Genomic DNA, 16,230 nt, shown 5'->3' on the forward strand with positions numbered 1-16,230 from the left:
GGTCGGTGTGGACCCACGGTTCAGCTCGACGCGAGTGTGCGCTGGTGATCCCTGGTCAGCGGCGGCCGGTGGCCAGAATGACGAGGAACTGGCCGCCGCCCGGCTCGATGTCGGCGGTCACCGCCAGCCCCGGTACCAGTCGGGAGAACCGGTCCACCAGCCAGTCCGCCGCCTCTTGGGCGTCCCGCCTGGTCGGGCAACGGCCCACCATCTCGCGGCCCCCCTTGCGCTCCAGCCTCCCGGCAACGGTGATCAGCGGCGCGGGTTCGACCACGTACAGGTGGTCCGGCCAGGCGATGGCCACCTTGACCGCGCCCTTGCGGGTGTTGCATCCGCGGTGCGCGAGCCGCTCGGCGACCTTGGCCTTCCGGTCGGCAGTCCGGCTGTCGACGCTGGGTCCCCGCGGGTCGTTCACCGACTCGTCGGGATCGACCGGTTCGTCACACACCCAGCAACGCCAGCCGTCACGCTCGGCTACATCATCAAGCAGACTCATCCGAGCAAACTAGCGTGCCCGGCCGCCACCCCGTGCACCAGGGGCCCGGCGAAGTCATGAAACCGGCCGACAATGTTGCAATGCCTGGCGACCAGCGTCACCGATGCTTTGACGTGTGGGAATGCCGATGTGCCGATGGCCCACCGAGTATCGGGGCGGTGGACCCGAGGGCTCACCACGGCATGGACGGGGAACCCTGGTGGACCTGGGGTCCCCTTGATGACCGGGAGTGCCTGGAGGGCAGTGACAAGCCAGGTGCGGTGAGCTGTGGAGCATGCGGCGGGTCTGCTGGATGTCGTGGTCCCCGGTGCCTGGTGCCCGGTGCGCCCGATGCCCGATGCGTAGGTATCGCGGGCCGGTGTGCGGGTGATCGCGATCGCGGCGAGGGCCGTGCCCGGCGCGCACCGATGGACGGGTGGCCCGGTGCTCACTGGCACCGGGCCACCCGTCGACCGACGCGACCCTGTGTGGCAGGGGCGATGGTGACGGTCAGTGCTTCAGGGTCATCGCGTAGATCTCGAGGTCGCTGTTGCGCTGCCAGTCGAGTCCTCCGGACCCGGGCGCGACCCATGCGGGTACGGACGGTGTCGCCAGGGAGAGGGACCGGACCTTCTTCCCGGACTCCAGCGGGACGGTCGTTTCGTAGAGTGATGCCTTGGTGGCGGTCTTCCCGGTTCCGGCCTTGAGCTGGTACGCGGTCGTCAGTGCGACGCCGTTGCCGAAGTCCGGAGCCTTGTTCGCCCAGCCGGTGAGTTCGAGCGGAACCGTCGCGGTGCTGCCGTCGGTGTAGGTGACGACGGCGGTGGCGGACGCGGCACCCGAACTGCCGTTGTCGGACGCGCCCACGATGTGGAGGCTGTGGTATTTGCCCGCGGGGAGGGCAATTGCCTGCCCGGTGGACTTGACGAAGTTGTTGCTGGTGCCGGAGGTCGGGGGCGCCTCGTAGGTCTCCCCGCCGAGAGTGACCGGCCCCGGTGCGGGCAGTTGGTCCGCGGCGAAGCTCGTACCTGTGCCGTCGAAGTTGCCCTGGTCCGGCGCAGCGAGTGTGGCGACGCCGTCGTTGTTGTAGGCGGCGTTCAGATCGACGGCGCACGAGGTGTTCGTCTTGATGGCGCAGTTCCCGGCTTGCCGGACCACGACGCTGACGGTCTTCTTGACCGGAGCGGCTCCGGGGAGTCCGGCGGTGACCGACACCGCGTAGGTGCCCGCTGTGGTTCCGGCCGGTGCGGTGATCCGCAGCCGGTCTTTCATCTGGGCGGGGAGCCCGTTCGATTCCGCCGTCGCCGTCGCGCGGGACGGCGACACCGACCACCCCTTCGGCGCCTTCGCCGTCACGGCGACCCGCGCGGTGTGCGCAGATGTGGCCAGCAGCGTCAGGTCGACCTGCTGCCGCGACGCACGACCCGCCGTAGGCTCCATGACGACCTGGTCGGGCGTGACGTCAGCGCTGAGCCGGCGCTGCGGATCCGACGTCGTGTCGATCGACGGCGGGGCGTCCTTCCGGGCCGTCGCCCACGCGGTGGGCTTGGTGCTCAGGGCGTAGTCGATGTGCCCGCCGTGGGCGATGTCGGACTGGTCGACCCATGCCTTGTCCCAGGCTCTGCCGTTCACCGTCGCGGAGGCGACGTACCGGTTGGCCATGCTGGTGCCAGGTGCGGAGAGCGTCAGAGTCCCGCCCTGTGTCTTCCCGTACTCACCGATCCGCACCTGGGCGTTCGGGAACTGCGGAGTGGTGATGACGTCGAAGTTGCCGCCACTGGTCGTGGGGTAGAGCCCCAGCGACGACATCACGTACCAGGAGGACATCTCCCCCATGTCGTCGTTGCCGGGGATACCGCCGGGGCTGTTCGTGAACAGGCTCTCCTGCGCCTTGACCACGGTTGCGGTGTTCGCGGGCTGCCCGGTCCACGCGTAGAGGTACGGCGCGATGAGGTTCGGCTCGTTGTTCGGGTTGTACTTCGTGGAGCCGTAGTAGTTGTACGGGTCACTGACCCAGGCCGTGCGTGCGGTGCCCGCCGGGTCGGTGAGGAGGTCGTCGTAAGCGAAGAAGTCGTTCAACCGACTGGTCGTCGCGTCGCTGCCACCCAGCATACCGACGAGCCCTGCCGGATCCTGGGGCACCAGCCACTGGTACTGGCTCGCGTTCTGCTCGTGCAACGCGTGGTCGCTCGTGACCGTGTCGTAAGGGGTCAGCCAGGTGCCGTCGGCCGAGGTGCGCGGTCGGAACTGGCTGGTCTGCGTGTCGAAGACGTTTTTGTACGACTGGCCGCGCCGGGCGAACATCGTGGCGTCGGCCGCGTGGCCCAGGCCCTTGGCCATCAGCGCCAACGACGCGTCGGCCGCCGCGTACTCCAACGTGGCCGACGTGCCGTAGTAGCAGTCGTTGTCGTTCGTCTTGGTCGGGCAGCAGTTGCCGCTCGTCCCCCCGCTGCAGTCGGCGTTCGACTTGATGTTGAGGCCGTAGGGGATGTACCCGCGTGCCGCGTAATACGCGGCCCCAGCACGTCCGTTCTCACGGACGTCCGCGGGCGCCGCCTCGGTCGCGTTCGCCCGTAGGTACTTGTACGCCTCCCGGGCGTCGGCTCCGGTGAGCAGGCCTTTCGACCAGCCCTCGACCAGGAACGGCGTGACCGGGTCACCGGTCATGATGTTGCCCTCCTGGTCTTCCAGATACCAGCGTGGAAGCGCGCCGCCCTCCCGTGCGATCGCGAGGATCGACATGTCCACATCGTGTGCGACGTGGGGAACGAGCATCTCCAGGAGCTTGTTCTGCGTCCGGTACGTGTCCCACAGCGAGAGGTTGCTGTAGGGGGTGTAATTCCTGGCGGTGTGGATCTTCTTGTCGGCTCCGACGTAACGGCCGTCGACGTCACCGATGATGTTCGGATCGAGCATGGAGTGGTACAGCGCCGTGTAGTAGGCAACCTGCTGGTCGTGCGAACCACCACCGATCGCGGCCTTGTGCAGCATGGTGTTCCACTCGCCGTTCAGCGCCTTGTGCACGGCGTCGAAGTCGAACCCGAACTTCCCCGTCTCCGCCGAGAGGTTCTTGTGGGCGCCGGCGAGTCCGGTGAAGGAGAGCCCCACCTTCGCGACCACGGGAGCGTCGTTCTTCCTCGTGTCGAACGACACCCACGCTCCGTTGGCCCCCTTGGCGGCCGATGCACGGGACCCCGGGCTCCGGTCGGAGCCCTTCCAGGTGCCGTACGACGCGAACGGCCGGCTGAGCTGTGCGACGAAGTAGGTCTTCTTGGAATCCTCGACCCACCCCTCGACCGTCCGGTTCCCGACCACGCGGATCTCGGAACCGGTCACGCCGGCACCGGCGTTGAACAGTACGTTCGCCTGACTCGTCCGCGGGAACTTGTACTGCTGCCACCCGGTCCGTGCGGTCGCCGTCAGCCCGGCGGTCACGCCGTACTTGTCGAGCTTCGTCTGGTAATAGTCAGGCCCCGTCGTCTCATTCACATGGCTGAAGGACGACGCGTACTGCGCTGGATCGGTCGAACTCACCGCGCCGGTAGTGGGCATCATCGGCAGATAGTTGAACCGGCACCCGTTGATCGTGGTCTGACTGAATCCAGTGATGGTGTCGGCGGACTCCGTGTCACACCCCGTGCCACCGGCCGTCTTCGTCACCGGACTCTCCTGCACGAGACCGAACGGTGCGCCCGCGGCAGGGAAGTCCAGCCCCTCGTTCTCGGTCCCGATGAACGGATTGACCAGCTTCGTCAGATCGGCCCCGGCTCCCGGCGTCGCGTCGGCTGCCGCCGCCGCCACCGACCGCGTGGCGGCCTCCGCGCTCACTGCTGTCCCGGTGACGGATCCCGCGGCAGCGAGGGCGAAACAGAGCGCAGCCGCCCCCAACCGGTCTCTCAGACGCCGTGCCGTCGACCCGTTCCGGATCGATGCGTATCGCGTTGATTGCATACCACTCCTGCCGTGCGCCCACTCGTGGACATCGTTGTCATGCACCGCACGTGACGCTAGATCGTCTCCTCCGCCCCCTGCAAGGGGTTACTCCTGCGTCACTTGACTGAGGCAGTGACCGTTGCCGTACGGCCCTCGCCCGAGCCCGTCGTCGGCGACGGTCCCCGAGTGGGACGCGGCGGATCGCTTCCCACGCCGGTCGGCGAGGAGGGTGAGGACGATCCCGATCACGAACCAGACCGCCAGGACCAGAGCGGGGGCGGCGGCACCTGTGCCGCCGAAGTAGGCGTTGGCACGAAGAAGACTGCCCGAGGCGCCCGGAGGGAGCAGCCGGCCAAGGGTGGCCCATCCGTCGGGCAGCCAGTGCGGGCCGGTGGCCAGGCCCGAAAGCGGGTTGCCGAGCAACATCATGAGGGCGCTGCCGAGGGCGAACCCGGCTATGCCGAGGAGGGCTTGGAGGCCGAGGAGAGTGGTGGACATGGCGGCCATGCCCAGGATGATTCCCGCAGAGGTGAGCCAGTAGTTGCCGTCGATCGAGTGTGTGGCGAACTCAAGTACGGCGGTGACAGCTGCGCCTGCCACGATGGAGAAGAAAAGGGCTCCCGCCAGCCGGGTCCGCAGCCTGCGGTGACCGGGGAAGACGCTGCTCAGGATGAGGGCGGGGAAGATGCCGCCGAAGATCATGGGCAGGAGCGCGGAGGTCAGTCCGGAACCGCGGGGGTCGTCCTTGGTGAAGGGCGCCAGGTCGTGGACTGACGCCGCGGCCCCGTGCTGTGCGGCGACGCTGCTGCCCAGTGCGGTGAGGGTGCTGGTGGCGGAGGGGCCGCCCGCGGTGGCGGTGTAGACGTCCACGTCGTGACCGGTGACCGCGAGCCCGCCCGCTATTTCACGGTCCTTGATAGCGGACTGGACTGCCTCGGGGGTTTTGTAGCGGTGAACGTCCCACGCGTCTCCGTCGGCGTCCCCCAGGAGAGCGTCGGTGGTCCGCTGGGGTCCGGTGACGCCGATGGGGATGTGGTGGGGGCCGCTGTGGAGCGAGGGGAGCGCGAAAGCGCAGAGCATCGTGGTGATCAGGGCTGCCAGGCCGAGGACGACCAGAGCCAGCTTGCGTCCCGTACCCGGCACGGGGGAGTGCTTGGACATAGTGAGTCCTTCTGTGCTTCATACCGTGCGCGGAGGGGCGTGCCCTTCCCGGCCGGGTGGTGGAGAAGGCAGGGCCGGCGATGTGTGCCCGAGCCGGTGTATGCCGTACCGGTGCTTCGCAGTGCCCCGCCCCGGTGCGGTTGCCGGCCGCGCTGCCTGCACAGGCGAACGTCGGGCCGAATGGCGCCATCGGGGCTGAGACGGCCCGACGTCCGGCCCGGGACTTCAACCGAAGGTGAGCGTTGCCCGCGGTCCCTCAGGAGTTGGCGGCCGCAGCGGCAACGATCCAGTTCCTGAACTCGACGGCGTAGTGCCGCAGGTGGTGGTCCAGGACCTCATCGGGGCACGTGACGGGGAAGTACACGGTCAGGTTCGCAGTGAAACCGTCGGCGGTGTCCCCGAACTGGATCAGCGCCCGCCCCACGACGGTGCCGTCTTCCAGGAAGAGGTTCGAGGACATCTTGCGCGGAAACTCGGACTCCGGGAGGAGCTCGGGCGCGTCCGCGGCCCAGGCCATCGCGTCCGTTCCCCAGCCGCCCATGTAGAAGGAGCAGACATGGGGGCCGATGTTCTCCACCACGCGCGCTCCGATGGCATCGGGGCCCATCGCGTAGTGCTCGGGGTGCGCGGCGAGGAGTACGCGCTCGTCGTCGCCCGCGAAGGCCCCGTCCATCCAGGCCAGGAACTCGCCCGATGTGAGGCCCTGGGCCGCGAGCACGGTCGTGCCCGCCTTGAAGTTGCCGTCCGATGTAAGAGCGCTCTCCCGCAGGAAGGCGTTGCCTTCCTCGATGTCTGCCGCCAGGAGGTCGAGCAGGCCCTGGCGACCCAGCCGCGTCCGGAAGCGGTCCAGGGCGCGACGGGCGTAGAACAGCTCGAAGTCGTCGATGCTCCCGCGGCCGGCGGGCCCCGACTCGAGCGTCACGGTCACGGGCGGGGACGTCTGGGTGCCAGTCATTATCGAACCTCCAGTAGGATGTGAATGCAAATTCACGTTCTCATAATGAGAGTACTCAGAGGGACGCCCGACTTGTCAAGGACAGGTGTCGAGACCGCCGCCGATGCGATCACGGACGTGACCGATGAGCCGGACCGTCCAGCGCCCTACCGGGAACCCCGCCTGGAGCGGAGCGCCGCGACGCCGGCTCGCGTGCTGCGGGCGGCCGAGGAGACCGCCTCCGCGGCCGGCCCGGAGGAGATGGCGATCACCGGCGTAGCGGAACGCGCCCGTCTCGGTCGTCACGATCTACCGCCGCTTCGAAGACAAGGAACAGCTGATCACCGCCCTGACCGAGCGGATGCTGGAACGCCGTGAGGAATACATGGCCGAGCGGCTGCGCGCGGCCGGACCTTCACTCTCCGGTGCCATGGACGCCTATGCGCACGCGCTGCTGCAGTCCTTCGCCGACAGCAACTTCGCCGACAGCAACAGTCTCTTCCCCGAGCTACTGCGCGTACGGGGGCAAGTCCCTGGACCGTGGCGCCGGACCATCACCGAAATCCACCGCCTCCTGCTCGGAGCGGCGGCCCCCTATGCCGGCCGGATCCGGCGCGCCCGTCGCGCTTGTCTTCGTCTCCCCGGCCTGGGCGGCGGAAGTTCAGCGCCGCACAGCAGCTGACATCGGCACCCGCCGGCGAGCTGACGCGCTGCCTGGGCGGCGCGCACCGGGGACCATGTTCGATGTTCCGGAACGGGCAGCGTGCCACCAGGCAGCGCACGCGCGGGGATGAAGACGCCCGCGCTGACCGACCGCCACGCCGTCGCCGGGGCCGTCCCGTCGCCAAGGCCGCTGCGGCCGTCCGCATCCGGCCCCGCCTCAGCGCCGCCGTCACCGTCGCCCCGCTCCTCACCGGCGGTGCCCGCACGTCGTGGAACCCGCCGTGGTCGTGATGGCCGGCAGGTGGCCATGTACCACCGGAGCGCGCCTCCGCACACCACGAGCGCTCCGCCAAACGGGTGTCACCGTGTCAATTCCCTTGGTAGGGCGATCACTCTGATGGGTTAATCCAGGTGTCTGCATCAATGGGCGACGGTCCATCGAGTCGCCGCGGACAAGCCTCCCTCCCGGGACTGAACTCATCCCGTCCGGACGGGCCTCCGCACATCCCCATCTGCCGGTGGCCGGGCGTGTTGGCCTGGGCCGGTTCGGGACGTCCGTGGATCGGGACACCCAGTCGCTGCTCGGAGAAGTCTTCCGAGCGAGGAGGAACCCCTCATGCCTATCAGTCCCAATCAAGGCTCCACCAGCGGCGGTACAACCGTCACTATCACCGGCGTGAACCTGTCCGGTGCCACCGCCGTCCACTTCGGGTCCCGGACCGCCACGATCACCGCGAACACCCCGACCTCGATCAATGTCATCGACCCCGCGGGCTGCGGTGTCGTCGACGTCAACGTGACGACCGCGGGAGGGACGAGCAACTCGCTCTCCTTCTTCTACATCGGCTCGCCGATCGCGGTGTCCGTGGATCCGGGCTCCGGCCCGACGGCGGGCGGCAACACGGTCACCATCAACGGCTACGGACTCTCCACGGCCGCCACCGTGTCCTTCGGATCCAACACCGCCACCCCTACGGTCGTCTCGGACAGCCAGCTGTCGGTGGTCGTTCCGGCCGGCAGCTCCAGTGGCTCCGTCGACGTCACCGTCACCACCACCGGGGGCACGACCGCTCCGCTCACCTACGCCTACCTCGACGCGCCGACACTGGTCTCGCTCACACCCACCTCCGGCTCGGCCTCCGGCGGTACCTCGGTGACCATCAGCGGCACCGGCCTGGCGTCCACCACGGCCGTCACCTTCGGCGGCACCGCCGCGTCCTTCGCAGTGCTGAACAGCACCACGCTGGTGGCCGTCACACCGCCCGGCACCACGGGTTCCGTCGATGTCGTCGTGACTACCGAGGGCGGTAGCGCCACCGCCAGCGGCGCATTCACCTACGTGTCCGGGCCCGGTATCTGACGGTGTATCGGATGCACGGCTGTGCGCAGGTCCGGTCCGCTCCGGTCGCCGGCCTGTGCGCAGTGGAAGCGGTGCGAACTCGCGTACGCCCGCCCGCACCGCTTCCGTGACCCCCACAGCTCGCGGCCCAGCCATGCCGACCACACCCCTTGGAGTCACCGTGGCCCCTCCCGTCCTCACTTCGGTCGCACCCAACACGGGTCCGGCGGCGGGCACCAATCCCGTGACCTTGAACGGAAGCCAGTTCACCGGCGCCACCGCCGTCACGTTCGGGTCCGCGGCCGCCCTGTCGTACACGGTCAACACCCCCTCGACGATCACGGCGACCGTCCCGCCCGGAACCGGCGCGGTCAACGTCACCGTGCGCACACCCGCCGGGCTCAGCAACACGGTCGCCTACACCTACGCGCCCACGCCCACCCTCAGCGCGATCGCACCGAACCAGGGACCGACTTCCGGCGGGACGAGTGTGGTCCTCACCGGCACCGGCCTCACCGGGACGACCGCCGTCACCTTCGGCGGCACCCCCGCGACCTCCTACACCGTCAATTCCGCCACCCAGATCACTGCCGTCACCCCGGCCGGCACCGGGGCGGTGGCGATCACCGCGACCACCGTCGGCGGTACCTCGGGGCCGGTGTTCTTCTACTACATCAACGCGCCCTCGCTGCTGTCCGTCTCGCCCGCCGAGGGACCAGCGACCGGCGGGACGAGCGTCGTCCTCACCGGAACCGGCCTCACCGGGACGACCGCCGTCACCTTCGGCGGCACCCCCGCGACCTCCTACACCGTCAATTCCGCCACCCAGATCACCGCCGTCACCCCGCCCGGCAGCGGATCCGTCGCGTGCACCGTCACCGGTCCCGGTGGCACCAGCAACTCAGTCGTCTACACCTACGTGGCGGCGCCGGCGCTCACCGCACTGTCGCCCACGCAGGGACCGACCGGCGCCGGCGCCGCCGTGACCCTGACGGGCACCGGGCTGACCACGACCTTCGCGGTCCACTTCGGCACCGTACCGGCGGCCTTCACCGTGGTGTCGGACACGACAGCGATCGCGATCGCCCCGGCGGGTCCGGCGGGCCCCGTGCCGGTGAGCGTCATGACGTCGGGCGGCACCACCAACTCGCTGACCTACCAGCGGGTTGCGCCACCCGCGATCTAGCCAGTACCACCGCATCGGCGCCACCGGCCCGTGCCATCGGCCCGCTCCAGCCCATTCGAGCGAGCCGATGGCTCAGGTGGGGCCGCCGGGGCCCGCGCCTCCCGCATATGCCGTCGAAAGCGGCCTAAGGTCACGCTCCGAACGGTTACGGCGAACCCCCGCCTGCCGAGCAGACCGAGGAGGCCCCTCAGTGAAAGCATGTCGTGCGCGCAAAGCCGGAGTCATGGTCGCCGTAGCGGCGGCGGCCACAGTGCTGTTCCTCGCTCCGTCGGCTGCCGCCGCCGATCAGTCCTCGACCACGGTTCAGGCCACGCCCTCCTCGGCGGCGACCGGGCAACTGGTCACCCTCGACGCGACAGTGACCTGCGGCTCGGACCCGAGCGGCGGCCTCGGCGTGTCGTTCTTCGACGGCTCGGACCTCCTCGCGACCGCACCTGTCTCCGCCGACGGACACTCCTCACTGACCACCGGTTTCACGACCACCGGAGCACACACCATCACCGCCGCCTACAACGGCGACGACAGTTGCGGCGCTTCGAGCAACACCACCACCGTCACCGTCTCCGAAGCCCCGGCCCCCCCGGCCAACAACCCGGGCTGTCTGCTGTGCGGGCTCATCGACTTTCACACCGGGGACATCCACAACCAGGTCAACGTCAACAGCCACAATGTGACGCGCATCCACAAGTAGGTCCGGCAGGCCGGCCGCTGGACGCGTGCGCGGGGTGCCCCGACCGTGAGACCGAACGACTCACCGTCGATGTGAGACATCGGAAGCAGTGCTGGTCAGGAGCCAGGCCGCGGCCGTCGGCGGCGAGAACCCACAGCTGGCGGAGGATCCGGACGGCCGGTGCATGAGCACCGGCCTTCGGGGACGGGCGCGGGAACGACGAGGGAGGTCCTTGCCGCTTGCGGTGGCCTTGACGCCGTAGCTGCGGGGACTGATGTCGCAGGAATCGATGTCTTCCTCCGCGGTCACCGTGAACTGGGCCGTCCCGGAACAGGAAAACCGCGCAAGGGAGCAGTCGAAGTTCTTCGGCACACCAATTTTCGTGGAGTCGACCGCCAGGGAATAGGACGAACTCGCCACGAAGCAGGAAGACGTGGGGTACGTCCTGACGGTCGCGGCGGCGGGATCGGCCGCACCCGCACTGTCGGCCGGGCTGCTTCAGTGCCTTCGGCCAGGCCGTCACATCCGACGTCCCTGGACGGACCGACCCCGTCCAGCTTCACGTTGTCCACGCCGCGAGGCGAACTCGTCCGCCCAGGAGTTGGTGAAGTCCCGGGCGCCCGGCTTGCTGTAGTCGATGTTCCGCACGCCCTTGCAGCTGAAGTTGCTCGCGGAGGAGTGGAGGAGCTGGTGGCTATCGTCGTGCGCCATCTGGTGGCCGCCGGGTGACCACTTCCGCCCGACCAGCTCGCCACCGGGTTCGCTGAAGCAGTGACGGCACTCGCGACCGCATGGAGCTTCGCCATGTCGGCTGCCGTGCGGCTGGGTGGTCCGGCGCCACGGCCGCGTGTTCTGTCCGACGCGCACACGGCCGAATGCCTCGCCGCACGCCATCCGGCGCCGCTCGACGCCACCGGTCGCTCCAGCAGTGAGATCGAACGGACCGTGCGTTACGCGAAGGCCTTCAACCCGATTGACGACGCAGGGCTGTTGACCCGCCGCCGGTGCGGCCGCTAGGTTCGCCGACACCGCGCAGGACCATCAACCACTGGGTGTACGGAGGTGTTGACAACGATGTCATATCGGAACCGGCCGGGACTGCCTGCCAGTCGGGGAGCGTTCGGCGGGGCGGTGGCCCTGATGGGTGGTTCGCTCGTGCCGGGGCCTTCCGCGACGCGGGCGGCCGCCGGTCGGGCGCGGTCGCACGGGCGCGGCGGTTACGCGCGACGGGTGGTCGTGGCGTACTGAGCCGCGCACCTCGGCTGGACCGGACCGGCGCCACGGCCGCCCACGACCGCACCGGTGCGGTGGAGTCGCCCCGACGACATAGCACTGTCCATCGTGCGGTTCTACCGCTCCGCCCGAGTTGTCATGACCCTTGTGAATGATCATGGGGGCGCGTGGAATCGGCCAGAACTGTTCGATGTTGCTGTTGACTTCTGAGCAAGGAGAACTCATGCGTGTACGACCACCCGTACTTCTCGCCGCTCTTCTGACCGCGTCCATGGCAGGTGGTGTGCTTGTTCCTTCGGCGCAGGCCGACGACGGGTCCTGGGTTGTCTCCCGCGGCGGTGCGGGCCCGGCCGCATCCCTCCACCTGAACGATGACGGGAAACTCTCCCTGGGGGTCCGGCTCCAGGGCCGTACCGTGCTCGCCCCTGGCGCCCTGGGTATCGTCACCGACGAAGGCGATCTCACCTCTGGACTGAAGTTCGTGAACCGGACCGACAGCCGGGTGCACGAGAACTACACCACCAGTGTCGGCAAGCGCCGCAAGCGCACGGTCGATCAGACGGAGTCCCGGTTCGTATTCGAGAACGGGGACGGAGCCAGGCTCGGAGTGGTGGTGCGTGCCGCGGCCGACGGCATCGCGTACCGCTATGTGGTGCCGGACGTCCAGGGCGACGGTGTGAAGGTCATGAAGGAAGCCTCCGCGTTCGAGCTGCCCGCCAATGCGTCGGCGTGGGTGAACACCTGGTCGAACGGCAACTATGAAGCCGCTCACCAGTCGCTCTCGGCCGCCGGCGCCGGCGATGGTGACTATGCCTACCCGGCGCTCTTCCGTACCCGTGGAACGGGTGTCCACGGTGATTACGCGCTGCTGAGTGAGTCGGACGTGACCGGAAGCTACGACGGCAGCCACCTGGCGCACACCAAGGGCAACGGCGAATACCGGGTATCGCTCGCGGACGACGAGATCAACTCGACCGGGCCGCTGAGCACTCCGTGGCGGACCGTGACGACCGGCGATCTGGCGACCGTCACGGAGTCCACGCTCAACGACGACCTCGCCCCGGCCTCCCGGGTCAAGGACACCTCGTGGATCGAGCCGGGCAAGGTCGCCTGGTCCTGGATGGACGGCGGCCACGAAGCCCAGCGCAGCCTGGAGAAGCAGAAGTCCATGGTGGACTACGCCGCCGCACACCACTGGGAGTACACACTCGTCGACGACGGCTGGAACACCACCGACTGGATGCCGGAACTGACCGCGTACGCCAAGGAGCGCGGGGTCAAGATCCTGCTCTGGATGAACTACGGCGATGTTGATACCGCCGAAGAGCAGAAGGCGATGTTCGACAAGCTGGCGGACTGGGGTGTTGTCGGCGTGAAGATCGACTTCATGGACTCGGATCAGCAGGCCCGCTACAAGTGGTACGACGGGATCCTCAAGGAGACGGCGGCCCGTCACCTTCTCGTCGACTTCCATGGTTCGACCATCCCGCACGGTATTCAGCGGACTTGGCCACAGGTCATGTCGATGGAGGCTGTGCACGGCGCGGAGCAGTTGAACGTGACCGCGGCCAATGTGTCGGTACTGCCGTACACCCGCAACGTGGTGGGCTCGATGGACTTCACCCCGATGGACTTCCAGACGGGCAAGATCCCGGTGTCCGACGCCGCTGAGCTGGCACTCTCGGTGGTCTACGAGTCCGGGTTGCAGAACTTCGCGGGCTCGCTCGACGAGTACCGCAAGCGCCCGGAGCTGGAGAAGTTCCTTGAGGAGGTGCCCACGGTCTGGGACGAGACCCGGCTGGTGGCCGGCGACCCCGGGAAGAAGACCACGATCGCCCGCCGCGACGGCGGCCGGTGGTTCCTGGGCGATGTGACCGCCGGTGATGCCCACACCGAGCAGGTGCCGCTCCGTTTTCTGGGGCACGGCACGTACACCATCGACGTCGTCAGGGACGGCCCGGACGGACTCGTGCGGGAGAGCCACACGGTGACGGCCGACGACACGCTTACGGTCGATGTCCCGGCCAACGGCGGGTTCGCCGCTGTCGCCAGCAAGGCTGACTGACGGTTGACGTGACGCGTCACGTGTGGCCGGCTGTTGTCGGCAGTCGGCCACACGTGGCCTCGGCGTCGGTTACCGCACACATTGGTCCCACTCCCAGGACTCGGTGTACCCCGTACGGACCACGGGCCTCTCCGGACTCATGGACGTCGCGGACGGGGGCACGGGGGCCACGCCGGGTGTGCGCCTGCTGCCCGGCAGCCAATTCCGGCGCCGACCGCAGGTCACGTGCGGCGCGAGGGTGATGCGTACCGGCTGGTGCCGACAGCACCGGGCGCGTAACGGCCCTCGGCTGATCGGAGGGCCTGCGGGGGCAGCCGCTCAGCCGTAGGCTTGTGCGGTGCCCAAAGGATTTCCGCTCGCTCCCCACCGTACGAGCGCGGAGGCAAGGGCTGCGGGCTCCGGCGGGTGCGGATGTCTCTTGGGAGCGCGGTCCGGGGTGGCGGCGGGTCCGGCCGTCGCGCCGCTCTTCACAGTGCGGGGTCCGAAGCATGGACCGATGAGTTCTGGGCTGCCTGGCGGTCTCCACAGGAAAGGGCACCGAGAGATCACGTCTGGAAGGGCAGGTGGACTCCATGAACATCGCGCGGGTACTGATGGTCGCGCCGGTACGGGACATCGGCGCAGCGGCGCATTGGTACGAAAGGCTGTTGGGTCGTCCGGCGGACACCCGGCCGATGCCGTCGTTGGCCGACTGGCACCTCACCGGGGGTGGCTGGCTGCAGGTCTTCGAGGATCCCGGACATGCTGGTTCGACGCTGCTCAACCTGGAGGTGCCCGACCTGGACGAGGCCCTGGCAGGGCTCGTGGAGCGCGGTCTTACCGCGGGGCCGGTACAGACCGGCGGTGAGCGCGCCCGATTCGCCGCTCTGGACGACCCGGACGGTAACCGGGTCACCCTGATGGAGAACCCGGTGGCCTGACCCGCAATGCACACGGCCACACGGTCGCGGTCCCGCTCCGTGCCGGTCGTCGGCCTTCGGCCCAGGGACGTGTTGTTGGCCGAAGACGCGCGAGCATCGGCAGCGGCCAGTGTGTCTCCGCCGGTGCCGCTGGGCCGCTGTCAACGGACTGGCCGCTGCCACAGGTTCCGGATCCGTCCCACCGGGCCGGGCTCTCCACTGTTCCGGATTTTGCTTCTGCCGCGCACCTGTGGGAGGTGTTGTTCCGTCCGAAGTGCAATGGCCCCGCCCGCAGAACCGAGGGGCCGCACAGGTGAATCGAACGGCCCGGAGGCGACAGGCGCATGAGAGCGAGTGAAGCGGGACCCCACGCGGGACGGCGAGGCGGGGAGCTTTCCCGTCGCCGGCTGTTCACCCTGTCCGGGGGCGCGGCACTGGCAACGCTCGGGGTGGCAGGGTGCGGCCCGGACCGGAGCGGCGGGTCCGGCGCCGCCAGTTCTCCCGCCGTGGAGCCATCCACTCCGGGGGTGAGTGCGCCGCCGGCCTCCGGCGTACTCGCGGCCAATGTCAACCAGGCCCTGGACAAGATCGATCTCGCTGAGCTGAGGGCCGTCTCCGGCACTTGGATACGCGGCTTCCAGGTGATGTCCGACGCCGACCGGGGGGACCCGGCCGACGGGACCGGGATCGCGAAGCTGCTCCACGCGGCGGCCCTCGGTTACGGCACCGTGCTGAGCATGAAGTTCCAGTACCACGACGTGCCGATACCGACTCCCGGCAGCCCCGCCATGCGCACCGCTCTGGCCCGTCTCGACAAGGTGCTGGCAGCGGCCATGGGCAAGGTCGACATCCTGACCGTCGGCAACGAGCCGTTCTTCGAGACGAGGAAGGCGGACAGCGCAACACCCCGCATCAACGCCTTCTACGAGGCGCTCGCCCGGCACACCGCCCAGTACCGGCAGGCGCACTTCGGAGCGGGCTGCAGGACAAAGATCTACATGGGCGCGCTGACCGCCCTCGACAAGCCCGGTGCCCAAACCGCGCAGACCCGGCGGTGGATGACGTTCACCGCTCACACCCCTTCCATCGCCGGCGTGGACATCCACCCGCACGTGCCCAGCCCGGCCGCGGCGCAGAAGTATGTCGACTACGTGATGCCCTTCCTCCGCGACGACCAGAAGTTCCTCGCCACTGAGTTCTCGCTGGTACAGCTCTGGAAGTCGCATATGAACGACCCGGTGAACCCGGTGTTCGCCAACCGCCACGGCATCGCGAGGGGGACTCGCGTATGGCAGGTCATCAACAGCGCCACCTGGCACCCTTTCGAGGAACAGGAGTGGAACGACTTCCTGCTCTCCAACCCGTGGTTCGCGGCCAACAAGAGCTTCCTGACGGACCAGATGGGGCGCTTTCGGAGCACCGGGAAGCTCGCGGTGGCCGGGTACGGCATCACTCAGGACGCGGCGATGTCGAAGGACTTCGGCCCGCACCGCACTCCCTGGGTGATCAACAGTCTGTTCTGCCCGTACGTGTCCAAGCCAGGGCAGGGCGGCCTGCCCGGCCGGAACCACACCTGGTGCAGTGAGTTCCGCGCGGTCCAGCACCACTGACGCCACCGGGCTGCCACTTCCGTTCCGGCTGCCGGAGCTCTCCGGGCAGCCGGAACGGATGG

At 68.7% G+C, this 16,230-nt stretch carries 13 protein-coding genes; 8 read left to right on the plus strand and 5 right to left on the minus strand.

Going from position 1 to position 16,230, the window contains the following annotated elements; all coding sequences use genetic code 11:
* Positions 1-55 precede the first annotated feature (55 nt).
* The 4 genes from OG584_RS31425 to OG584_RS31440 all read right to left on the minus strand — a co-directional run bounded on the left by OG584_RS31425 (position 56) and on the right by OG584_RS31440 (position 6,524).
* Positions 56-496, minus strand: a complete 441-nt coding sequence (locus OG584_RS31425; RefSeq protein WP_405782871.1) for a hypothetical protein — start codon at positions 494-496, stop codon at positions 56-58.
* Between the two features lie 489 nt (positions 497-985).
* Positions 986-4,303, minus strand: coding sequence for a GH92 family glycosyl hydrolase (locus OG584_RS31430; RefSeq protein WP_405782873.1), 3,318 nt, complete (start codon positions 4,301-4,303; stop codon positions 986-988).
* A gap of 210 nt (positions 4,304-4,513) precedes the next feature.
* Positions 4,514-5,569 carry a hypothetical protein gene (locus OG584_RS31435; RefSeq protein WP_405782875.1) on the minus strand — a complete coding sequence of 352 codons (1,056 nt, stop codon included), beginning with the start codon at positions 5,567-5,569 and terminating at the stop codon, positions 4,514-4,516.
* Between the two features lie 256 nt (positions 5,570-5,825).
* Entirely contained in the window at positions 5,826-6,524 is a 699-nt protein-coding gene (locus OG584_RS31440) for a hypothetical protein (RefSeq protein ID WP_405782877.1), read from the minus strand.
* 340 nt (positions 6,525-6,864) lie between these two features.
* Here OG584_RS31440 and OG584_RS31445 point away from each other — a divergent pair, with 340 nt between their 5' ends.
* The 4 genes from OG584_RS31445 (at position 6,865) to OG584_RS31460 (ending at position 10,382) form a co-directional block, all read left to right on the plus strand.
* Positions 6,865-7,185 (plus strand): hypothetical protein, encoded by a 321-nt coding sequence (locus OG584_RS31445; RefSeq protein ID WP_405782878.1) that lies wholly within the window; start codon positions 6,865-6,867, stop codon positions 7,183-7,185.
* Between the two features lie 597 nt (positions 7,186-7,782).
* The gene (locus OG584_RS31450) at positions 7,783-8,526 is read left to right on the plus strand and encodes an IPT/TIG domain-containing protein (RefSeq protein WP_405782879.1); all 744 of its coding nucleotides are present in this window, start codon (positions 7,783-7,785) and stop codon (positions 8,524-8,526) included.
* A 160-nt stretch (positions 8,527-8,686) separates the two neighbouring features.
* Entirely contained in the window at positions 8,687-9,691 is a 1,005-nt protein-coding gene (locus OG584_RS31455; RefSeq protein ID WP_405782881.1) for an IPT/TIG domain-containing protein, read from the plus strand.
* Positions 9,692-9,881: 190 nt separating this feature from the next.
* Positions 9,882-10,382: an Ig-like domain-containing protein gene (locus OG584_RS31460; RefSeq protein ID WP_405782883.1), complete on the plus strand. Its 501-nt coding sequence runs from the start codon at positions 9,882-9,884 to the stop codon at positions 10,380-10,382.
* Positions 10,383-10,880: 498 nt separating this feature from the next.
* Here the strand turns inward: OG584_RS31460 and OG584_RS31465 are convergent, their stop codons facing one another.
* Positions 10,881-11,072, minus strand: a complete 192-nt coding sequence (locus OG584_RS31465; protein WP_405782885.1) for a hypothetical protein — start codon at positions 11,070-11,072, stop codon at positions 10,881-10,883.
* 60 nt (positions 11,073-11,132) lie between these two features.
* Between OG584_RS31465 and OG584_RS31470 the strand changes: the two genes are divergently transcribed.
* The 4 genes from OG584_RS31470 to OG584_RS31485 all read left to right on the plus strand — a co-directional run bounded on the left by OG584_RS31470 (position 11,133) and on the right by OG584_RS31485 (position 16,168).
* Positions 11,133-11,378: a hypothetical protein gene (locus OG584_RS31470; protein WP_405782887.1), complete on the plus strand. Its 246-nt coding sequence runs from the start codon at positions 11,133-11,135 to the stop codon at positions 11,376-11,378.
* A gap of 439 nt (positions 11,379-11,817) precedes the next feature.
* A complete protein-coding gene (locus OG584_RS31475) occupies positions 11,818-13,659 on the plus strand; it encodes a glycoside hydrolase family 97 catalytic domain-containing protein (RefSeq protein ID WP_405782889.1) in 1,842 nt (613 codons plus the stop codon).
* A 572-nt stretch (positions 13,660-14,231) separates the two neighbouring features.
* Positions 14,232-14,579 carry a VOC family protein gene (locus tag OG584_RS31480; protein ID WP_405782891.1) on the plus strand — a complete coding sequence of 116 codons (348 nt, stop codon included), beginning with the start codon at positions 14,232-14,234 and terminating at the stop codon, positions 14,577-14,579.
* A 506-nt stretch (positions 14,580-15,085) separates the two neighbouring features.
* Positions 15,086-16,168 carry a hypothetical protein gene (locus OG584_RS31485; RefSeq protein ID WP_405782893.1) on the plus strand — a complete coding sequence of 361 codons (1,083 nt, stop codon included), beginning with the start codon at positions 15,086-15,088 and terminating at the stop codon, positions 16,166-16,168.
* Positions 16,169-16,230 lie beyond the last annotated feature (62 nt).

It is taken from the genome of Streptomyces sp. NBC_00859, from assembly GCF_045161865.1.
In the GTDB taxonomy this organism is placed as follows: Bacteria; Actinomycetota; Actinomycetes; order Streptomycetales; family Streptomycetaceae; genus Streptomyces.